Here is a 20309-nt window from a genome sequence, read left to right as displayed (position 1 = left end):
TAGTAAGATCCCTGAAAGATGATCAGGTTGATAGGTTCGAGGTGGAAGCATGGTGACATGTGGAGCTGACGAATACTAATAGATCGAGGACTTAACCATATAATATGTAGCAAATGTTATCTAGTTTTGAAAGAATATAAAAAACTTGTTGACTTTCGAGGTCAAATGAGTTAAAATGATTCTTGTCTTAAATGAATACAGTCTGGTAATGATGGCAGAGAGGTCACACCCGTTCCCATACCGAACACGGAAGTTAAGCTCTCTAGCGCCGATGGTAGTTGGGACCTTGTCCCTGTGAGAGTAGGACGTTGCCAGGCAAAATGGAGGATTAGCTCAGCTGGGAGAGCACCTGCCTTACAAGCAGGGGGTCGGCGGTTCGATCCCGTCATCCTCCACCATATATGTCGGAGGGGTAGCGAAGTGGCTAAACGCGGCGGACTGTAAATCCGCTCCTTCGGGTTCGGCAGTTCGAATCTGCCCCCCTCCACCATTCTTAATTAATGGGCTATAGCCAAGCGGTAAGGCAACGGACTTTGACTCCGTCATGCGCTGGTTCGAATCCAGCTAGCCCAGCCATTAAGAGCCATTAGCTCAGTTGGTAGAGCATCTGACTTTTAATCAGAGGGTCGAAGGTTCGAGTCCTTCATGGCTCACCATTTTAATGAAATATGCGGGTGTGGCGGAATTGGCAGACGCACTAGACTTAGGATCTAGCGCCTTTGGCGTGGGGGTTCGACTCCCTTCACCCGCACTTTTAATAAAATAACTCATACATGTCTTGCGGAAGTAGTTCAGTGGTAGAATACAACCTTGCCAAGGTTGGGGTCGCGGGTTCGAATCCCGTCTTCCGCTCCAATTTTCAATATGACATGCCGGGGTGGCGGAACAGGCAGACGCACAGGACTTAAAATCCTGCGGTGGGTGACCACCGTGCGGGTTCGACCCCCGCCCTCGGCACCATATGCGCCCGTAGCTCAATTGGATAGAGCGTTTGACTACGGATCAAGAGGTTAGGGGTTCGACTCCTCTCGGGCGCGCTTTTATTAACGGGAAGTGGCTCAGCTTGGTAGAGCACCTGGTTTGGGACCAGGGGGTCGCAGGTTCAAATCCTGTCTTCCCGATATTCCCAAAAAACATGGGGCCTTAGCTCAGCTGGGAGAGCGCCTGCCTTGCACGCAGGAGGTCAGCGGTTCGATCCCGCTAGGCTCCACTTTATTTAATATATGTCTCGGAGGTATACCCAAGTTCGGCTGAAGGGATCGGTCTTGAAAACCGACAGGCGGTGAGAATCGCGCGGGGGTTCGAATCCCTCTACCTCCTCCATTTTTTCTTTAATGGCTTAGACATATAATAATAAAATATTTATTTTTTCCTTCATGGAGGTATACCCAAGTTCGGCTGAAGGGATCGGTCTTGAAAACCGACAGGCGGCGAGAGTCGCGCGGGGGTTCGAATCCCTCTACCTCCTCCATTTTTAAAACTTTATATTGTCGCGGGGTGGAGCAGCACGGTAGCTCGTCGGGCTCATAACCCGAAGGTCGCAGGTTCAAATCCTGTCCCCGCAACCAAATGGTCCCGTGGTGTAGTGGTTAACATGCCTGCCTGTCACGCAGGAGATCGCCGGTTCGACCCCGGTCGGGACCGCCATTTATGTTGGCTCGGTAGCTCAGTCGGTAGAGCAGAGGACTGAAAATCCTCGTGTCGGCGGTTCGATTCCGTCCCGAGCCACCATTTTTTTATGCCGGCTTAGCTCAATTGGTAGAGCAACTGACTTGTAATCAGTAGGTTGGGGGTTCAAGTCCTCTAGCCGGCATCATTTAGGGGCATAGTTTAAAGGTAGAACTGAGGTCTCCAAAACCTCCAGTGTGGGTTCGATTCCTACTGCCCCTGTAAAGTATATGGGCCTATAGCTCAGCTGGTTAGAGCGCACGCCTGATAAGCGTGAGGTCGATGGTTCGAGTCCATTTAGGCCCACCATATATTATTCCGCAGTAGCTCAGTGGTAGAGCTATCGGCTGTTAACCGATCGGTCGTAGGTTCGAGTCCTACCTGCGGAGCCATGGCCCGTTGGTCAAGTGGTTAAGACACCGCCCTTTCACGGCGGTAACACGGGTTCGAATCCCGTACGGGTCATACAAAAAAGAGTCAGCATTATGCTGGCTCTTTTTTATTTTGTTAATCCTTTTTATTACGTTACTTTCCAGAAATAAATAAAGGAATTTTGGAAAAGCTATGGTATGTATAAAAAGGAGGAAATCATAATGACACGAGTGAGAGACTTAATGAGTACCCATATTGTACATTGTACACCGCTAGACAATGTATATGAGGCAGCTGTAAAAATGAAGGAAGAATCGATTGGATTAATTCCTGTTGTTGAAAATGAGCAAGTTGTTGGGCTTGTTACTGATCGTGATTTAGTCGTTCGAGGGATTGCTGAAAAACATCCTGGATCTAATAAGATTACAAATGTAATGACAACAAATATTATCTCAGTTTCTCCAAATGATTCTATTGAAAAAGCTACAGAGCTAATGGCACAGCATCAAATTAGACGATTACCAGTAGTTGATAGTGGTCAACTTATTGGCATGTTAGCACTAGGAGATTTAGCTATAAGGGAATCAGCAGATGATCAAGCTGGATTTGCCTTGAGCGAAATCTCAGAGCGTACAGAGTAAATTGAAACTTTCATTAACCGAGAGTTTAATGGTCACTCATAAAGAGCTAAATTATATATAAATTTCAGATACATTATTCTAGTATATATGGATTAAACTAATATGTTAGCGTGATGTATCTGAGACATTATATAATAAGTATGTGGTTAATAATTTCGACATTTTTTTAAAATTTGTTATTCTTAATTTTTAATAAGAGAAAAGATGATATACTGATAGATATAAGTATTATGAGAGATTTTGAATATAACAATATTAATTTTTAGTGGTGCGATAATAAATTAATATTTCCTACATAGATGAAAAGGGAAGGGGAATTATATGAAGGCTGTACAGGGCGATCCAAATTGGAATTTGGTTACAGATACATATATAGAACCAAATAATTTCGCTGAATTATTTTCTTTGCTTGTACCTTGTCACCCAAAAGGTGAGGGGAAAGAACGAACTATATTAGTATGGAAAGAGAAAGAATTTTATAAAGAAGAAAATTTAGCGGCATTTATCGTATATGGCATGAATAAAGCAAAGAAATTACCGCAGTTTCATAAAGATGAAATTCCAACTTTAGTGCGTATTCTTCGCTTATGCCAAGAGATTGGTTGGTATGAAGAGGCAAATGATTTTATGATAGCGCAAGGATTAGCTGAGTTTGTTCATACTTCATTGGAATATGAAACATGGGATCTTTTGACGCAATCAGTTGCTTTAAATTATTTAATTATTAAATATCGTATAGGTGAATTGACAGATAGGGATATTGAAATTTGGGATAGAGTTAAATTTAATGAGAAGTGTATAACCGATTGTAAACATTTATTATCTCATAAAGAAGTATTGGAATTTACATTCTTTTATATGTGCAAGAGAGCGAAATCATTATCAAAAGAGCAATTAAATAGTGATATGATGAGTTTAGCAATGTATTGTAATACTTTTGTATATGATTTGTATACACATGATTTATTACGGAAATATCGTAAGTGTACAGATTTCCTATCATATTATGGACCTAGTCAGGCAGTTTTAGCATGTCAAAGAGCTGTATTATCTCAAATTTCCGATCGCTTAGACCCATTAAAGACAACGCATGTAGATGATTATTTATATGTGATGAAAGAAATGATGGAGCATATGACGATAGGAGTAATGGATCGATATGGTCATTTTATTGGAAAGCTACTATCTTATGTGCCATTTTTCGAAATGATACAAGTTCCACAGCATGCATATTATTGTGAAGAATTACTGTATATTTGTAAGGGCATTGAATATAAAGAAGAAACACTACGCAATTATATATTTATACAATTACATGATTGTTTACCATCATTTTTTAGGCTATTTCTTAAAAATAAGCGTTACGCAACGATTCATGATATTCTTTTCTATTGGTGCGATGACGAACAACGAATGAGCTTAGAGAAAAAATATAATCTGAGCTTTATTTATGAAAAATATGCTTGTGGATAAACAATATTTTTGATATGAAAAATTAATATAAATTAAAAAGGATCTCCAGTTTATGTGAGATCCTTTTTTGTTAGTAAAACAAGGAGAAAGTGATTAAGACAAGAAACAACATTCCATATAGGAGAAGTTGTGCAGTATAACTTCCTTGTATACCAAAAAAAGTATTGGCTTTCTTATACAAATTCAATATGTATTTTATTGGAGTATCTTTGAAAGATTGGTACACAGTGTCTCCTCTTTCTAAGCTTCTTGTTTTTGTTTTTGGTTATAAGGGACATTAATATATCTAGCTACAAATAATAAAACAGCCATAAAGAATACTGGAAATACAGTAGATAAATAAAAGCCATTACTAATTATATTTGTTATGAGAGCACTCAAAAGAAAAATAGCATTATAAATATGGGCAATTTTTTGTTTTAGTTGCACTTGAAATGATTCCATCATAATTTCTAATGCAACAAAAGCAATAATAATAGATAAAAATACAATGTTTGTATTGTAAATGATTAAACAACAGATTAAACCTAAAAAGGCTACGTATTCAATTATAAGAGGTATATTGCGTGGCATACAATTTACCTAACTAAATATGGCAGTGGATTTACTGCATTTGTTTTTTCAAAATTCCATTCTCCATTATGTAATTCAAAATGAAGATGTTGCCCGTATGAATGACCTGTGTTTCCCATATGACCTATTAATTGTCCAGTTTGTACTTGATCACCAGCTTGTACAGTGCGATCCTTCATATGAGCATAAACAGTTGTATATAATTTCCCATTGATTTGATGCGCAATGAAAACAACATTGCCATAGCTAGCTGAATAATAAGATTTCACAACTTTACCTGCAGCAGCAGCTTGGATAGAGACGTTTCCTGGAGCGGCAATATCTATACCATAATGCATTTGTTCCCAGCGTATATCAAAGGTTGAGCTAATTCTTCCTTGAGCGGGGAATTTGAAAGCAGCTGGAATTGATGAAGGCTGATCTGTTTTAGCTTGTGGTTGATTTTGTACTACATAGTGTTTTGCTACATATCCGTATCCTGTGCCAAAACGAATTTTATACCAAGTACCTACAGTTTCTACTACTTGTACTTGAGTACCGTTTTGTAATGAACCGAGTAGAGCGCTACTTGTACTAGCGGTGCTACGTACATTTAGATTAGGTGTTGCAACAGTATATTTTGTATTATTTTGAACGGTGATTCCTTTTACTAAGGGTTGTGAACCATTAGAGATGAATGCTTTTTGTACGTAACCTGTTTGGCCATTATGTGATATTTTATACCATTCGCCTTGATCTTCTTGAACGGTAATAAACTTACCATTTGGTAATACATCTAAAATGGAAGATTCTAAATTAGGTTCAGAGCGAACGTTTAATGCATTAGCATTAACGATGTATTGATCATTAGATTGAAGTTTGTTTTTTAGTAAAATAGCATCTTTTTGTACATAACCTACTTTATTATGAACAGATACTTTATACCAACCATTAGTTGTTTCAATGATGTTCACTTTTGTATTAAAGCGAATTGTATCAATTGATGTGCTTTTTACGTTATCTTCTGTATGTAATGCTACTTGATCGACTTTGACATACCCAGTTTTAATATTAGATAATTGTTCAGCGTTTGCTTTTTGTACATTTGTTTCACCCATAGAAGGAAGTAAAGAAGCAATCGCTACAGTAGTTGCTGTTAAAGCAGTAGCTTTCATATTCATGGAATAGAGACCTCCTCTAGTTGTATAGTTGTAATTTTATTATAGTATAAAGATATAATATAGTGGGGGTATTCACATAAATGTAATATGAAATCAATATAAAAATAAATTTTTTGAGGATAATGATTCCTTTTTATACAATTAATTGGGGTTTTATTTTCTAAAATAGAATGTATGTATTGTATAATTTTGATATTATGTTGATAATTAAGAAAATTAAAAAAGTTGATGATGTCTTATTAGGGTGTTATACTGACAGTGATAATTTTATAGTTTGCTAGGAGAGCTGGTGTTGTCAGCTGAGAGTAGGCCGTAAGCCTTTGATCCTTTTTATTACCTGATCTAGATTATGCTAGCGTAGGGAAGCAATTCGGACACTAACAATGAGTCCCCGTTTCTTTGCGTATAGAAACGGGGCTTTTTTATTTGAAAATTTCATATTGAAACCACTAGGGGTGCTTGACTTGCTGAGAGAGGAATAATCCTTAACCCTTACAACACCTGATCTAGGTAATACTAGCGAAGGGAAGTGGAACATCGAATAAATGTATAACTTTATTTGCTGTAACCACTTCTTATATATAGAAGTGGTTTTTTATTTAGATACATATATTGAAAGGGGATAGAGAAATGAAATTTTGCGATAGATTATTAGAAACTGTGCAACCGGTTTGGGAGATGAGTCATAATCATCCGTTTGTAGTGGGTATGGGAGATGGCACGTTAGAAAAAGATAAATTCCAGTATTATATTATTCAAGATTATTTATATCTGCTAGATTATGCAAAGTTATATGCGATTGGTGTTGTAAAAGCAACGAATCCACAAGTAATGGGAAAGTTCGCTGAACAAATTGATGGAATATTAAATGGCGAAATGACAATCCATAAACAATATGCAAAAAGACTTGGAATTTCTATAGAGGAGATAGAGTCTGCGAAACCATCTGCTAAAAATTTAGCTTATACAAATTACATGATGTCTGTATCTCAAAATGGCACACTTGCGGAATTAATAGCAGCGCTTCTTCCATGTATGTGGAGCTATTGGGAAATTGGAAAGCGTTTAAATGATATTCCTGGAGCGAGAGATCATGAGTTTTTTGGTGAGTGGATTCAAGGATATAGTTCGGAAGAATACGGTAATCTTTGTATTTGGTTAATAGATTTATTAAATGAAATGGCAGTTGGAAAGTCTGAGAAAGAACTAGAAAGATTAGAGGAGATCTTCTTATATTCCAGTCGATTTGAATATTTATTCTGGGATATGTCCTATCGTAAGGAGATGTGGGGATTTGAGGAGCAAGAACATACTACAGTTTCATAATGTTTCTTTTCATTACGATGAGAAACCAATCATCCATGAATTAAATGCTTCTATACATGAGAAAGAGTTTGTCAGTATTATCGGACCGAGTGGATGTGGAAAAAGTACTTTATTTCGCCTTATTACAGGTCTAGAAAAGGTAAGTACTGGACAGATAGAACTGACAGAAACAAAGAACCATCCTGTAGGATATATGCCGCAAAAAGATATGCTTTTGCCGTGGAGAACAATTATTGAGAATGCTGCCCTGCCGCTAGAGTGCCAAGGTGTACAGAAGAAAGAAGCAGAAGTAAAGGCAAAGGAACTGTTACATAAATTTGGTTTGCAAGGGTATGAGAAAAAATATCCGAAAGATTTATCTGGTGGTATGAGACAACGTGTATCTTTTATTCGAACTTTATTAACAGGCGGGGAGATATTGCTGTTAGATGAACCGTTTAGTGCGTTGGATGCTTTAACGAAGGCCTCTTTGCAAGAATGGTTGTTTGAACAATGGCAAGAGTGGGAAAAAACAATTTTATTCATTACTCATGATGTTGAAGAAGCGTTATTTCTTTCAAACAGAGTTTTAGTAGTGGAACAGCAGCCGATAACGACTTTGACTGAGCGGACTGTACCGCTTGATCATAACAGAACACGAAAAGATTTATATAAACCGGAAGTATTAGCGCTGAAAGGTGAGCTTCTTAGTATGTTACAAAGGCAGGTACTTGTGTGATGAACCGATTGAAAGAATTAGTTCCTGCTATTACACTTTCTAGTATTTTACTAGCTGTGTGGGAAATAGGAGCAAGAATTGTAGATGAGATGTACATTTTACCGTCACCGTCTGCGATTGTAATGAAGATATGGAAACTAAAAGACATATTATTTACAGTTCATTTACCTGCAACGTTATACGTCGTTTTAATAGGTGTTGTTATCTCTATCGTATTAGGTGTAGGGCTAGCGATGTTAATGAATGCGAGTACATGGATGGAAAGAGCATTTTATCCATTATTAGTTGCTTCACAAACGATTCCGATTACTGCGCTTGCTCCGCTATTTGTTTTATGGTTTGGATATACAATTTGGAGTAAGGTTGTTGTCACAGTTTTAATTACGTTTTTCCCAATTGCGGTCAATACGTATGATGGACTTCGTAGTACGAAAAAAGAATGGGAGGAGCTCTTAGTTACATATGGAGCAACAAAAAGAGATATTTTTCTTAAATTAAAGTTGCCGTCTGCTCTTCCTTATTTTTTCTCAGCTTTAAAAATTGCAGTTCCGCTTAGTGTTATCGGAGCAGCAATTGGAGAATGGCTCGGTGCACAAGCTGGGCTTGGATATTTCAGTAAGAGAATGATGACGCAGTTAGATGGAGCTGGCGTATTTGCACCTATTGTATTGTTATCATTATTAGCTATTTTCTTCGTCGTAATTATTTCCATATTAGAAAAGAAATTCATTAGTTGGAGGAAGCATTCATGAAATTTTTAAAGCGCATCTTTGTGTTTACATTATTAATTGCAATAATTGCAGGATGTTCGAGTAATTCAGCATCAGACAAAAGTAAAAAAGAGAAAGAAATAACAGTCATGTTAGATTGGTATCCAAATGCGGTACATAGCTTTATCTATGCAGCAATTGAAAAAGGATACTTTAAAGAAGAAGGTGTAAAGGTAAATATTAAATTCCCTTCTAATCCGACTGATCCATTAACGCTAGCAGCAGCAGGGAAGGTGACAGTTGGCTTGTATTATCAGCCAGATGTTGTTATGGCGAGAGCGAATGAGCAAATTCCAGTGAAATCAATTGGGGCTGTCGTACGTTCACCATTAAATCATGTTGTATCACTGAAATCAGCGGGCATTCAATCACCGAAAGATTTAGAAGGAAAAACAGTAGGATACTCTGGAACACCATTAAGTGAGATGTATTTAAAAACGATGGTAAAAGAAGCTGGTGGTAATCCTGATACAGTGAAAGTAGTAGATGTTGGCTTTGATTTAGTACCAGCATTAATTACGAAGAAAGTAGATGCGGTAACAGGGGCATACATTAACCATGAAGTACCTGTTATGCGTCATGAAGGCCATGAACCAGCGTACTTTAATCCAGCTGATTACGGAGTACCAAACTATCATGAGCTTGTGTTTGTAACAGGTGATAAAACGTTGAAAAAAGATAAAGAGGCGTTGCAAGCTTTCTTACGTGGTACGAAAAAAGGCTATGATTTCATGAAGAAAAACCCAGATGAAGCATTGAATATTTTATTAAATCATCAAGAAAAAGAAAACTTCCCACTTGTGCCAGAAGTTGAAAAGGAAAGTATGAAAATTTTATTAGAGAAGATGGAAACGAAAGATGAGCCATTCTTATCAGATTCAAAAGAATCTTGGGAGAAACAAAATAAGTGGCTGAAGGACAAAGGAATGACGAAAGAAACCGTCCCAGCCGATGAATTATTCGAAAATATTTTAAAGTAGGCGAATGAATATGAAAAATGAGCTCCACGTAATCTCAAATGGCCATATGCCATTCGAAGAGTTAGTGAATGTAGCGATGCAAATTGAGAGTGAGATTGATTATTTGCATATTCGTGAGCGTGAGAAGAGTACGAAGGAATTATATGAAGGTGTGGAAAGTCTATTAATGGAGGGCTTTCCAGCTTCTAAAATTGTCATAAACGATCGAATTGATATTGCAATTTTATTAAATATTCCTCGTGTTCAACTAGGATATCGAAGTACAGATGTAAAGTCAGTGAAAGAAAAGTTTTCGTATTTGCATGTCGGTTATTCTGTGCATTCGCTAGATGAAGCAATAGTAGCTTTTAAAAATGGAGCGGATTCACTCGTTTATGGCCATGTATTTCCGACAGATTGTAAAAAAGGTGTGCCAGCGAGAGGGCTTGAAGAAATTTCAGACATTGCAAGGTGTTTATCTATACCGATTACAGCAATTGGAGGAATTACCCCAGAAAACACAGTGGATGTTCTTACTAACGGTGTAAGCGGTATAGCAGTTATGTCTGGAATTGTAAGTAGTAGTAACCCGTATAGCAAAGCGAAATCTTATAAGGAATCAATAAGAAAGTGGGCGGAAAAACATGTGTGAGAAGTATGATGTAGCGATTATTGGTGGTGGTGTAATTGGTAGTTCAGTTGCACATTTTCTAGCAGAAAGAGGACATAAAGTAGCGATTGTGGAGAAGCAAAGTATTGCATCGGAAGCTTCAAAAGCAGCTGCTGGTTTACTTGGTGTTCAGGCAGAATGGGATGCGTATGATCCGCTATTTGAACTTGCTAGAGAAAGCCGAGCTATATTTCCACAACTTGCAGCAGTTTTACGTGAAAAGACGGGTGTTGATATTGGATATGAAGAAAAAGGAATTTATCGTATTGCTCAAAATGAAGATGAGAAGGAAAGAATTTTTCACATTATGGATTGGCAGCAGAAAACAGGTGAAGATTCTTATTTTCTAACGGGAGACCATGTGCGGGAAAAAGAGCCATATCTATCCGAATCTATTATAGGAGCAGTATATTATCCGAAAGACGGTCATGTTATTGCACCAGAGCTTACGAAAGCATTCGCACATTCTGCAGCGATTTCCGGTGCTGATATATATGAACAGACAGAAGTATTTGATATCCGTATTGAAAATAATAAAGTGACTGGAGTTATTACAAGTGAAGGTATTGTCACATGTGAGAAAGTCGTTATTGCAGGAGGTTCATGGAGCACGAAGTTACTCAGTTATTTTCACCGCGATTGGGGTACATATCCAGTTAAAGGAGAAGTGGTTGCGGTAAGAAGTAGAAAACAACTTTTAAAAGCACCTATTTTTCAAGAAAGATTTTACATTACTCCAAAGCGCGGTGGACGTTACGTAATTGGGGCAACAATGAAGCCACATACGTTCAATAAAACTGTGCAGCCAGAAAGTATAACTTCTATATTAGAGCGTGCTTATACAATATTGCCAGCTTTAAAAGAAGCAGAATGGGAAAGCACGTGGGCAGGATTAAGACCACAATCGAATCATGAAGCTCCTTATATGGGAGAGCATGAAGAAATAAAAGGTTTATATGCTTGCACGGGCCATTATCGAAACGGTATTTTATTAAGTCCTATTTCTGGCCAATATATGGCTGATTTAATAGAAGGAAAGCAAGAGAATCATTTGCTAGATTCATTGCTTTCTAGAAGAGTTTAGAAAGGGGATGGAAGTTTGAATTTAAAAATTAATGGTAACCAAATTGAAGTGCCAGCGAGTGTAAAAACAGTAGCTGAGCTACTTACACATTTAGAGCTAGATAACAGAATTGTTGTAGTAGAGCGTAATAAAGATATTTTACAAAAAGATGATCATACAGATACATCTGTTTTTGATGGAGACCAAATTGAGATTGTAACTTTCGTAGGAGGCGGTTGATTATGTTAAACATTGGACCATTTTCATTTCATTCTAGACTTTTATTAGGAACAGGTAAATTCCCTGATTTTGACGTACAGCAAAAGGCAATTGACGTTTCTGAAGCTGAAATTTTAACGTTTGCAGTACGTCGTATGGATATCTTTGATGCAAAGCAACCTAATTTATTAGAGAAACTTGATGTGAAAAAATATACGTTATTACCAAATACAGCAGGAGCAAAAAACGCTGAAGAGGCTGTTCGTATTGCAAAATTAGCAAAAGCTTCTGGGCTTTGTGACATGATAAAGGTAGAAGTTATTGGTGATGATAGAACGTTATTACCTGATCCGGTAGAAACATTAAAGGCATCTGAAATGTTACTGGAAGAAGGATTTATCGTACTTCCGTATACATCTGATGATGTTGTATTAGCACGTAAATTACAAGAGCTTGGCGTGCATGCGATTATGCCAGGAGCATCTCCAATCGGATCAGGACTTGGTATTGTAAATCCATTAAATTTGAGCTTCATTATTGAACAAGCGACAGTACCAGTTATCGTTGATGCCGGTATTGGTAGCCCAGCTGATGCGGCATTTGCAATGGGATTAGGAGCAGATGGCGTGTTATTAAATACAGCTGTATCAGGAGCAAAAGATCCTATTAAAATGGCACAAGCAATGAAATTAAGTATTGAAGCAGGCCGTTTAGGATTTGAAGCAGGTCGCATTGCACGTAAGCGTTGTGCAACTGCAAGTAGTCCTTTAGAAGGAATGAGCGTAGTTGAATAATCGATATTCTCGCCAAGAACTATTTTCTCCAATTGGAGAAGAAGGACAGCAAAAGATAAGAGAAAAGCATGTGCTTATTATCGGTGCAGGTGCATTAGGTAGTGCAAATGCAGAGATGTTTGTAAGAGCAGGTGTTGGCAAGATAACAATTGTTGACCGTGATTATGTAGATTGGAGTAATTTACAAAGACAACAATTGTATGCAGAGAGCGACGTAAAGAATAATCTTCCAAAAGCTATAGCGGCTAAAAAACGTTTAGAAGAGATTAATAGTGATGTAACAATAGAAGCTCTCGTTCAAGATGTAACAGCTGAAGAGCTAGAAGAACTTGTTATAAATGTTGATGTAATTATTGATGCGACTGATAATTTCGAAACGCGCTTTATTGTAAATGATATATCACAAAAATATTCTATTCCATGGATTTACGGTGCATGTGTAGGTAGTTACGGTCTTTCTTACACAATCCTTCCTAGTAAAACACCATGTTTATCATGTTTATTACAGTCGATTCCGCTTGGCGGGGCAACATGTGATACAGCGGGTATTATATCACCTGCTGTATCTCTTGTCGTTTCTCATCAAGTAACAGAAGCTCTTAAACTGTTAGTAGAAGATTACGAATCACTTCGAGATGGGCTTGTATCGTTTGATATGTGGAAGAATGAGTATTCATGTATGAATGTGCAAAAACTTCGCCAGCATAATTGTCCTTCATGCGGAGAGAATGCATTATATCCGTATTTAAATAAAGAAAACACATCAAAAACAGCAGTTTTATGCGGGCGAAATACAGTTCAAATTAGACCACCTCATAAAGATGAAATGAATTTTGAACAATATAAAAAGTTGTTGGAAGGTCGTGTAAATGATTTAAATATAAATCCATATTTACTATCATTTTCTGTTGAAGACAAGAGGTTAGTAGCCTTTAAAGATGGCCGTGTGCTCGTACATGGAACGAAAGATATAAGCGAAGCAAAAACGATTTATCATCGCTATTTTGGATAGAAAAGGATGAGTGGGATGAAAGTGAATAAAGCTTTAACAATTGCAGGGTCTGATAGCGGCGGCGGTGCTGGAATTCAGGCAGATTTAAAAACATTCCAAGAGCTTGGTGTATACGGAATGACGGCTATTACGGCAATTACTGCTCAAAACACGCTTGGCGTTCAAGGGGTATATCCTGTTCCGTTAGAAGGTATTACAGAACAGCTGAATTCAATTGGTACGGATTTAACACCAGATGCAGTGAAACTAGGAATGTTATTTAGTAGTGAAATAATTCAAATTGTTGCAGAACAAATTAAAAAATTTGGCTGGAATAATATTGTGCTAGATCCCGTTATGATCGCAAAAGGCGGTGCATCATTATTACAGCAAGAAGCAGTTCATGCATTAAAAGAATATTTATTACCAGTAGCAACCGTTATAACACCGAATGTTCCAGAAGCAGAAGTGTTAACTGGGGTGGAGATTCATAATGTTGAAGATAGTAAGGAAGCTGCAAAAGTATTGCACGAATTAGGTGCTAAATATGTGCTTATGAAGGGCGGACATGCAGAATATCAAGGTAATGAAGTAATTGATTTCCTCTTTGATGGAGAAGAATTTATTGAGTTTAGAAGCGAGCGAATTCCTTCAAAGCAAACGCACGGAAGTGGGTGCACATTTGCTTCAGCGGTTACAGCAGGACTTGCGAAAGGATACTCAATTGAAGATGCTGTTCAAGAAGCAAAACGATTTATTAGTATAGCAATTGAAGAGCCATTGAATATTGGTAGTGGTCATGGACCAACGAATCATTTTGCGTATAAAGTGAATAGAACGCGTGTATAGATAAGTGAAAAGCCAGTTTTATAACTGGATTTTTTTCTGTTTACTTTTTCAAAATACAGGAGTAATATATCAGCCAGAATATATTTTTTTGTAAACGCTGAGTCCAATTATATGGAGCGGAGGAACCAATTTGTGCAGTGTCACTAGGGGTGAATCTTTCAAATTTGAAAGTAGGGCTACTCTCAAAGCCCGAATCCGACAGCTAACTTCGTAAGCGTCTTGAGAGAGGACGGTGCCATGATGGATACATCACTTCATCGATCTGATTAGTATAGGGGAATATCAATCTATGTTTGATTTCTTTTATACTAAGGAGGATGAGGTACATGGAACTAACACTTATTTGTGTTGGAGAAGAAAGTAAGGTAAATAGTTTAAGAGATCTAGTTGCATTTCAACATGAGTTAGTTATTTTTACAGCAAATGAAGAGGTAGCGGCTGAAGTTAGGAATTGTGGGTTTGATTGGACTTATAGTTGTAGTAAGGAGCAGGATTTTACTAGTATTTGTGAGTGTATTAAGAAGGTCATTTTACTAGGGGATGAGCTTCCAATCGTTAGTTTCTTCACAGAACACATTCGTTTTTCTTTTCAAGCACCTATTACTGTTGTTACAAGGAATAAACGATATCCAGCGAGGCTCTATGAAACCATTGGAGCTAAGTTTGTCGTGTTTACAAATTGTGATAATATTTCTTTTTTATTTTTTGAATAGGGCGGGGGAAGAAATGATGAAGGTACTATTACTTGGAGATATAGCAAATCGTTGGGCAGTATCGGTAGAGCGAGTTCAAGAATTGGTCCAGATTGATCCCCTTTTTCCAGGGCCATATATTATATTACCATCAAAAGATGCTTTGTATTTAGAGATGGATATTACCGAGTATGAGCAGCTACATGCAGAATTGACACAAGTTTATATTCGTGGGAGAAATTTACGTGCATTTTTACGAGGAGAATAAAGGTTGAATAAAAAAGAGCGAATGCTGAGTGCAACAAGCTATGCACTTCATGTCATTCGCTCTTTTTATTTCATATTTAAAAGGTCATTTTTAAGAAAAGAAAAGAGAAATAAAGAAAATAGATGAAATAACAGTAATAATCTTCAATGTAAGCGTTTAAATGAATGTAAATATTATTATTTTCAGTAATTTACCCCTTTACAAGTGAAATATAGAGGAGTATATTTACTCTCATAAATCATTCATAAAATTTCCAAAAAAACCTAAAATCGCTGAGTTCCAGAAATGGAGCGGGGGAACCAATTTTGTGCATCGTCACTTGGGGTGAATCTTTCAGTTTTGAAAGTAGGGCTACTCTTTAGGCCCGAATCCGACAGCTAACCTCGTAAGCGTTTAGAGAGGAGGTTTACTTTTTGTTGTTCATTTTTTGAACACTGAGTAGAGCTCAGTGTTCTTTTTTAATATTTAAATGGTAAATTTTAACAAAAAGAGAGGGGTAGTTATGTTAGATGTTGTAATGGTCGGGATTTTTATTTTATTAGTTGCATCGATGGCAAGTCTTGCAAGTTGGTCAGATAAAGTTGTGAAAGAAGGAAAGCAATCATGATGATTGTCTTATCGGTTATTGTCGCAGCAATTACAGTGTATTTAGTGTATGCATTATTAAATCCAGAGAAGTTTTAATTAGGGGGAATCATTCATTATGATTTGGGTTGCAGTCATTATTACAATGCTCTTGTTTATTTTAGTAGCAAAGCCAACGGGGATTTATTTAGAAAAAGCTTTTCAAGGTAGCAAAACGTTAGATAAAGTATTCGGGCCTTTTGAAAAACTTATTTTTAAAATTACGGGTGTAAAAGCATACAATCAAACGTGGAAACAGTACGCATTATCATTAGTTTTATTAAATGGATTTATGATCGTTGTCGTATACTTCATTTTCAGATTACAAGGTGTGCTGCCGCTAAATCCAGCACATATTGAAGGGATGGAGCCTACGCTCGCTTTTAATACAGCGATTAGTTTTATGGCTGATACAAATTTACAGCATTATAGCGGTGAAAATGGTTTATCCTATTTATCACAATTAATCGGGATTACATTTTTAATGTTTGCGGCACCAGCAACGACATTAGCGCTCGTTATGGCTTTTATAAGAGGACTTGCTGGAAAAGAACTTGGTAACTTTTTCGTTGATTTTACGAGAGCGTTAACGAGAGTGTTTCTTCCTATTGCATTTATTGCGGCACTAGTTTTTGTCGCACTTGGCGTACCACAAACGTTAGATGGGGCGGTTACAGCACAAACGATTGAAGGTGCAAAGCAAAGTATTTTACGTGGACCTGTTGCATCATTCGTTTCCATTAAGGAACTTGGAAATAACGGCGGTGGATTTTTCGGAGCAAACTCTACGCATCCTTTCGAAAATCCAGGACAAATGAGTAATATTTTGCAAATGATGCTTATGATGTTATTACCAACAGCACTTCCATTTACGTACGGACGAATGGTCGGAAATAAAAAACAAGGCCGCATCCTTTTCGTGTCACTATTTATGGTATTTTTACTAGGGTTTATAACGATTACGACATCTGAACTAAACGGGAACCCGGCATTAAATGGAATGGGTATCGAACATGTACAAGGAAGTACAGAAGGGAAAGAAGTACGATTTGGAACAGTATTTTCTTCACTATACGCAACGGTAACGACAGCTGCTGAAACAGGCGCTGTTAATACGATGCATGATACGTTAACACCAATTGGCGGTTTAGTTCCGCTTGTAAATATGATGTTAAATACTGTGTATGGTGGCGTTGGAGCAGGTTTTGTAAACATTATTATGTATGCAATTATCGCGGTGTTTATATCTGGGTTAATGGTTGGACGGACACCAGAGTTTTTAGGTAAAAAGATTGAAGGTAAGGAAATGAAATTAATCGCGGTCACGATTTTATTTCATCCATTGCTCATTTTAGGATTTTCGGCATTAGCTCTTTCAACAAATTTAGGGACGGATGCTATTTCTCATTCCGGTTTCCACGGTTTGACGCAAGTGGTATATGAATATACATCGTCAGCTGCGAATAACGGATCTGGATTTGAAGGATTAGGAGATAATACACCGTTTTGGAATATTACGACTGGTTTAGTTATGTTTTTAGGACGTTACTTCAGTTTAATTACGATGCTAGCTGTGGCAGCTTCATTGAAAGAAAAAACGGTAGTGCCAGAAACAGTCGGAACGTTCCGTACAGATAATAGTTTATTTGGTGGCATCTTCATCGGAACAATTGTAATTGTCGGTGCATTAACATTCTTCCCGATGTTAGTACTCGGTCCAATTGCAGAATTTCTTACATTGAAGTAATGGAGGGTAAATGATGAGACCGGTAGTAGTAAAAGAAAAACAATTAAATGAGTCACAAATACATGCTGTAGAAGATGAAGTTAGACAAGCGAAAACGATGGATCGTGATATCGTAACACATGCGATGAAGCAATCCGTTGCGAAATTGAATCCGAAAGTCATGATAAAGAATCCGATTATGTTCGTTGTGGAAATTGGATTTATCATTACGTTCATTTTATCTTTTCTTCCAAGCAGTTCTAGTAGTATACCAGGATGGTTTAATATAACAGTTTCTCTCATTCTATTATTTACAGTTTTATTTGCGAATTTTGCAGAAGCATTAGCAGAAGGTCGTGGTAAAGCGCAAGCCGATTCTTTAAAGCAGTCGAAGAAAGATGTGTTTGCAAATGTAGTAAAAGAAAATGGAGACATTGTCCAAGTTTCAGCAACTGATCTTAGAAAAGGTGACGTTGTTATCGTAAAACAAGGAGAAATGATTCCAAGTGATGGCGAAGTAATCAAAGGATTAGCATCTGTAGATGAATCTGCAATTACAGGTGAATCAGCTCCTGTTATAAAAGAAGCAGGCGGTGATTTTTGTTCCGTAACAGGTGGAACGATGGTCGTAAGTGATGAAATTACAATTGTCATTACGAGTAATCCTGGTGAATCATTTATCGATAAAATGATTTCTTTAGTAGAAGGAGCTGCTCGTCAAAAAACGCCGAATGAGATTGCTTTAAATACAGTATTAACGAGCTTAACTCTTATTTTCTTAATCGTCGTTGTGACGTTGCCGATTTTTACAAATTATTTAGGTTTTCAAATTGATACTGCTGTACTTGTAGCGTTGTTAGTATGTTTAATTCCAACGACAATTGGTGGTTTGCTATCAGCGATTGGTATTGCGGGGATGGATCGGGTGACAAAATTTAACGTGCTAGCGATGTCAGGGAAAGCAGTAGAAGCTGCGGGCGATATTAATACAATTATTTTAGATAAAACAGGTACAATTACTTTTGGGAACCGAATGGCTCATACATTATTGCCTGTAGGAAATGAAACGATTGAGCAAGTTGGGAAGTGGGCCGCTATTAGTTCTGTTTTAGATGAAACACCAGAAGGTCGATCTGTTATCGAGTATGTGCAGGGAAAATCTATATCATATAATAGAGAACTTGCAGAACAAGGTGAGTTTGTTCCGTTTAAAGCAGAAACGAGAATGAGTGGTGTTGATTTACAAGACGGAACGAAAGTGAGAAAAGGTGCTGTAGGTGCCGTTATTGAATGGGTTGAGTCACAAGGCGGAACAATTCCGAAAGATGTAAATCAAAAAGCAGACTTAATTTCAAAAGAGGGCGGAACACCACTTGTAGTTGCAGTAGATAATCGTATTTACGGTTTAATTTATTTAAAGGATACAGTAAAACCGGGTATGCGTGAGCGTTTTGAACAGTTACGCCAAATGGGGATTAAAACGGTTATGTGTACAGGTGATAATCCGTTAACAGCAGCAACCATTGCAAAAGAAGCTGGAGTAGATGAATTCGTTGCCGAGTGTAAACCGGAAGATAAAATTGCTGTCATTAAAGCAGAGCAAGATAAAGGGAAACTTGTAGCGATGACAGGTGATGGTACAAATGATGCTCCAGCATTAGCACAGGCGGACGTTGGATTAGCGATGAACAGTGGTACGACAGCAGCGAAAGAAGCGGCAAACATGATTGATCTAGACTCGAATCCAACGAAAATTATTGAGGTTGTAGGAATCGGTAAGCAATTGTTAATGACGCGAGGTGCTTTAACGACGTTTAGTATTGCGAATGATATAGCAAAATATTTTGCAATCATTCCAGCAATGTTTACACTTGCGATTCCGCAAATGGAGGCATTGAACATTATGAAATTAACATCACCACTGTCAGCGATTTTATCAGCATTAATATTTAACGCTGTTATTATTCCATTACTCATTCCGTTAGCGATGAAAGGTATTGCATATAAACCGATGAGTTCTAATGCATTGCTTAGCCGAAACTTACTTATTTATGGGCTTGGCGGAGTTATCGTTCCGTTCATTGGAATTAAAGTAATTGATATAATTGTCGGCTTGTTCATATAAGGAAGAGGGGAAAAAGATGGAGAAGAAACAAAGTATACTATCACCAATTATCCGTATTACTTTTACATTTCTAGTGTTGTGCGGACTTGTATACCCGCTTATTGTTACTGGTATTGCACAAGCCGTGATGAAGGATAATGCGGATGGAAGTCTAATATATAATGATAAAAATGAAGTGATTGGTTCTAAATTAATCGGGCAAAACTTCACGGATCCACGTTATTTTCAAGGGCGTGTTTCTAGTATTGAATATAAGGCTGAAGCATCTGGTTCAAATAACTATGCACCATCTAATCCAGATTTAGAGAAACGAGTAGAGAAAAGTATTGAAGAGTGGAAGAAACAAAATCCGAGCGTTCCAGTAACAGAAGTACCGATAGATTTAGTGACAAATTCAGGTTCAGGGCTTGATCCGGATATTAGTCCGAAGGCAGCTTCTGTGCAGGTGGATCGCATATCGAAATTAACGAATATTCCGAAAGAAAAACTTAATCAATTGATTAAAGATCAAACAGAAGGTGCTGCGCTTGGTTTATTTGGAGAAGATCGAGTGAATGTCTTAAAGCTAAATTTAGCATTACAGAAATTAATGAAATAGTAACAGTGCTACCTCAATCTAACGGATTGA

Annotated in this window: 22 protein-coding genes, 20 tRNA genes, 2 rRNA genes and 4 riboswitches; of the genes, 42 read left to right on the top strand and 2 right to left on the bottom strand. The window is 37.5% G+C overall.

Translation table 11 applies throughout. The annotated features are described in order from the left end of the window. From MR136_RS18560 to MR136_RS18445, 24 genes are all read left to right on the top strand, one after another. A 23S ribosomal RNA gene (locus tag MR136_RS18560) occupies nt 1-99 on the top strand; the annotation flags it as partial. A 102-nt stretch (nt 100-201) separates the two neighbouring features. Beyond that, nucleotides 202-317, top strand: a 5S ribosomal RNA gene (rrf, locus tag MR136_RS18555). Nucleotides 318-322: 5 nt separating this feature from the next. Continuing rightward, nucleotides 323-398 (top strand) — tRNA-Val (locus MR136_RS18550). An 8-nt stretch (nt 399-406) separates the two neighbouring features. Then, nucleotides 407-490 (top strand) — tRNA-Tyr (locus MR136_RS18545). An 11-nt stretch (nt 491-501) separates the two neighbouring features. Further along, nucleotides 502-576, top strand: a tRNA-Gln gene (locus MR136_RS18540). A 4-nt stretch (nt 577-580) separates the two neighbouring features. Beyond that, nucleotides 581-656, top strand: a tRNA-Lys gene (locus MR136_RS18535). Between the two features lie 14 nt (nt 657-670). Next, nucleotides 671-751, top strand: a tRNA-Leu gene (locus MR136_RS18530). A gap of 29 nt (nt 752-780) precedes the next feature. Beyond that, a tRNA-Gly gene (locus tag MR136_RS18525) sits at nt 781-855 on the top strand. Nucleotides 856-871: 16 nt separating this feature from the next. Further along, nucleotides 872-960: transfer RNA gene (locus MR136_RS18520), tRNA-Leu, on the top strand. A gap of 3 nt (nt 961-963) precedes the next feature. Beyond that, nucleotides 964-1037: transfer RNA gene (locus tag MR136_RS18515), tRNA-Arg, on the top strand. Between the two features lie 10 nt (nt 1038-1047). Next, nucleotides 1048-1121, top strand: a tRNA-Pro gene (locus MR136_RS18510). A gap of 16 nt (nt 1122-1137) precedes the next feature. Then, a tRNA-Ala gene (locus MR136_RS18505) sits at nt 1138-1210 on the top strand. 20 nt (nt 1211-1230) lie between these two features. Beyond that, nucleotides 1231-1323 (top strand) — tRNA-Ser (locus MR136_RS18500). 55 nt (nt 1324-1378) lie between these two features. Further along, a tRNA-Ser gene (locus MR136_RS18495) sits at nt 1379-1471 on the top strand. Nucleotides 1472-1491: 20 nt separating this feature from the next. Beyond that, nucleotides 1492-1568 (top strand) — tRNA-Met (locus MR136_RS18490). Between the two features lie 3 nt (nt 1569-1571). Beyond that, nucleotides 1572-1647: transfer RNA gene (locus MR136_RS18485), tRNA-Asp, on the top strand. A gap of 8 nt (nt 1648-1655) precedes the next feature. Continuing rightward, nucleotides 1656-1731, top strand: a tRNA-Phe gene (locus tag MR136_RS18480). 9 nt (nt 1732-1740) lie between these two features. Next, nucleotides 1741-1813 (top strand) — tRNA-Thr (locus MR136_RS18475). A gap of 6 nt (nt 1814-1819) precedes the next feature. After that, a tRNA-Trp gene (locus MR136_RS18470) sits at nt 1820-1890 on the top strand. A 10-nt stretch (nt 1891-1900) separates the two neighbouring features. Then, nucleotides 1901-1977: transfer RNA gene (locus MR136_RS18465), tRNA-Ile, on the top strand. Nucleotides 1978-1985: 8 nt separating this feature from the next. Beyond that, a tRNA-Asn gene (locus tag MR136_RS18460) sits at nt 1986-2060 on the top strand. A 1-nt stretch (nt 2061) separates the two neighbouring features. Then, a tRNA-Glu gene (locus tag MR136_RS18455) sits at nt 2062-2133 on the top strand. A 128-nt stretch (nt 2134-2261) separates the two neighbouring features. Next, nucleotides 2262-2681: a CBS domain-containing protein gene (locus MR136_RS18450; protein WP_000199006.1), complete on the top strand. Its 420-nt coding sequence runs from the start codon at nt 2262-2264 to the stop codon at nt 2679-2681. 321 nt (nt 2682-3002) lie between these two features. Beyond that, on the top strand, nt 3003-4154 hold the full coding sequence (locus MR136_RS18445; protein ID WP_000648912.1) for a DUF3965 domain-containing protein: 1152 nt from the start codon (nt 3003-3005) through the stop codon (nt 4152-4154). A 240-nt stretch (nt 4155-4394) separates the two neighbouring features. Here MR136_RS18445 and MR136_RS18440 read toward each other — a convergent pair whose 3' ends face one another. Continuing rightward, nucleotides 4395-4727, bottom strand: coding sequence for a hypothetical protein (locus MR136_RS18440; protein WP_001137823.1), 333 nt, complete (start codon nt 4725-4727; stop codon nt 4395-4397). 5 nt (nt 4728-4732) lie between these two features. Then, nucleotides 4733-5887, bottom strand: coding sequence for an SH3 domain-containing protein (locus MR136_RS18435; protein ID WP_001056030.1), 1155 nt, complete (start codon nt 5885-5887; stop codon nt 4733-4735). Between the two features lie 269 nt (nt 5888-6156). Next, nucleotides 6157-6268: riboswitch (TPP riboswitch) on the top strand. Nucleotides 6269-6328: 60 nt separating this feature from the next. Beyond that, a riboswitch (TPP riboswitch) is annotated at nt 6329-6432 on the top strand. Between the two features lie 85 nt (nt 6433-6517). Between MR136_RS18435 and tenA the strand changes: the two genes are divergently transcribed. The 18 genes from tenA (at nt 6518) to kdpC (ending at nt 20279) form a co-directional block, all read left to right on the top strand. Then, nucleotides 6518-7213: a thiaminase II gene (gene tenA, locus MR136_RS18430; protein ID WP_000666827.1), complete on the top strand. Its 696-nt coding sequence runs from the start codon at nt 6518-6520 to the stop codon at nt 7211-7213. Continuing rightward, a complete protein-coding gene (locus MR136_RS18425; protein ID WP_001256796.1) occupies nt 7182-7931 on the top strand; it encodes an ABC transporter ATP-binding protein in 750 nt (249 codons plus the stop codon). Before tenA ends, MR136_RS18425 begins: the two co-directional genes overlap by 32 nt. Continuing rightward, nucleotides 7931-8683 carry an ABC transporter permease gene (locus tag MR136_RS18420; protein WP_001080855.1) on the top strand — a complete coding sequence of 251 codons (753 nt, stop codon included), beginning with the start codon at nt 7931-7933 and terminating at the stop codon, nt 8681-8683. The genes MR136_RS18425 and MR136_RS18420 overlap by 1 nt, the downstream gene beginning before the upstream one ends. Next, complete coding sequence (locus MR136_RS18415) at nt 8680-9681, top strand: ABC transporter substrate-binding protein (protein ID WP_000670416.1); 1002 nt, start codon at nt 8680-8682, stop codon at nt 9679-9681. Before MR136_RS18420 ends, MR136_RS18415 begins: the two co-directional genes overlap by 4 nt. 10 nt (nt 9682-9691) lie before the next feature. Beyond that, nucleotides 9692-10312, top strand: a complete 621-nt coding sequence (tenI, locus tag MR136_RS18410; protein ID WP_000787170.1) for a thiazole tautomerase TenI — start codon at nt 9692-9694, stop codon at nt 10310-10312. Further along, a complete protein-coding gene (thiO, locus tag MR136_RS18405) occupies nt 10305-11414 on the top strand; it encodes a glycine oxidase ThiO (protein WP_017673681.1) in 1110 nt (369 codons plus the stop codon). The genes tenI and thiO overlap by 8 nt, the downstream gene beginning before the upstream one ends. 15 nt (nt 11415-11429) lie before the next feature. Continuing rightward, nucleotides 11430-11633 carry a sulfur carrier protein ThiS gene (gene thiS / locus MR136_RS18400; protein ID WP_001049502.1) on the top strand — a complete coding sequence of 68 codons (204 nt, stop codon included), beginning with the start codon at nt 11430-11432 and terminating at the stop codon, nt 11631-11633. 2 nt (nt 11634-11635) lie between these two features. Then, the gene (gene thiG / locus MR136_RS18395) at nt 11636-12406 is read left to right on the top strand and encodes a thiazole synthase (protein WP_000931983.1); all 771 of its coding nucleotides are present in this window, start codon (nt 11636-11638) and stop codon (nt 12404-12406) included. Then, the gene (gene thiF / locus MR136_RS18390; protein WP_001065418.1) at nt 12399-13418 is read left to right on the top strand and encodes a thiazole biosynthesis adenylyltransferase ThiF; all 1020 of its coding nucleotides are present in this window, start codon (nt 12399-12401) and stop codon (nt 13416-13418) included. The genes thiG and thiF overlap by 8 nt, the downstream gene beginning before the upstream one ends. 15 nt (nt 13419-13433) lie before the next feature. Then, entirely contained in the window at nt 13434-14246 is an 813-nt protein-coding gene (gene thiD, locus MR136_RS18385; RefSeq protein WP_000867372.1) for a bifunctional hydroxymethylpyrimidine kinase/phosphomethylpyrimidine kinase, read from the top strand. Nucleotides 14247-14331: 85 nt separating this feature from the next. Next, nucleotides 14332-14479, top strand: a riboswitch (cyclic di-AMP (ydaO/yuaA leader). Between the two features lie 93 nt (nt 14480-14572). Continuing rightward, complete coding sequence (locus tag MR136_RS18380; protein ID WP_000424087.1) at nt 14573-14959, top strand: hypothetical protein; 387 nt, start codon at nt 14573-14575, stop codon at nt 14957-14959. A 13-nt stretch (nt 14960-14972) separates the two neighbouring features. Beyond that, nucleotides 14973-15206 carry a hypothetical protein gene (locus MR136_RS18375; protein ID WP_002025339.1) on the top strand — a complete coding sequence of 78 codons (234 nt, stop codon included), beginning with the start codon at nt 14973-14975 and terminating at the stop codon, nt 15204-15206. A gap of 3 nt (nt 15207-15209) precedes the next feature. Beyond that, nucleotides 15210-15332: a hypothetical protein gene (locus tag MR136_RS28450; protein WP_001034421.1), complete on the top strand. Its 123-nt coding sequence runs from the start codon at nt 15210-15212 to the stop codon at nt 15330-15332. 134 nt (nt 15333-15466) lie between these two features. Further along, nucleotides 15467-15612: riboswitch (cyclic di-AMP (ydaO/yuaA leader) on the top strand. Nucleotides 15613-15708: 96 nt separating this feature from the next. Then, a complete protein-coding gene (locus tag MR136_RS18370) occupies nt 15709-15813 on the top strand; it encodes a SipW-dependent-type signal peptide-containing protein (RefSeq protein WP_000887894.1) in 105 nt (34 codons plus the stop codon). After that, complete coding sequence (kdpF, locus tag MR136_RS18365; protein ID WP_000973728.1) at nt 15810-15890, top strand: K(+)-transporting ATPase subunit F; 81 nt, start codon at nt 15810-15812, stop codon at nt 15888-15890. The genes MR136_RS18370 and kdpF overlap by 4 nt, the downstream gene beginning before the upstream one ends. A gap of 19 nt (nt 15891-15909) precedes the next feature. Continuing rightward, on the top strand, nt 15910-17577 hold the full coding sequence (gene kdpA, locus MR136_RS18360; protein ID WP_000638330.1) for a potassium-transporting ATPase subunit KdpA: 1668 nt from the start codon (nt 15910-15912) through the stop codon (nt 17575-17577). A 13-nt stretch (nt 17578-17590) separates the two neighbouring features. Next, the gene (kdpB, locus tag MR136_RS18355; protein WP_001248003.1) at nt 17591-19681 is read left to right on the top strand and encodes a potassium-transporting ATPase subunit KdpB; all 2091 of its coding nucleotides are present in this window, start codon (nt 17591-17593) and stop codon (nt 19679-19681) included. A gap of 16 nt (nt 19682-19697) precedes the next feature. After that, nucleotides 19698-20279, top strand: coding sequence for a K(+)-transporting ATPase subunit C (gene kdpC, locus MR136_RS18350; protein ID WP_000412607.1), 582 nt, complete (start codon nt 19698-19700; stop codon nt 20277-20279). Nucleotides 20280-20309 lie beyond the last annotated feature (30 nt).

Source organism: Bacillus cereus group sp. BfR-BA-01311 (assembly GCF_022664295.1).
In the GTDB taxonomy this organism is placed as follows: Bacteria; Bacillota; Bacilli; order Bacillales; family Bacillaceae_G; genus Bacillus_A; species Bacillus_A cereus.
This window is presented reverse-complemented; position numbering and strand designations above follow the sequence as displayed.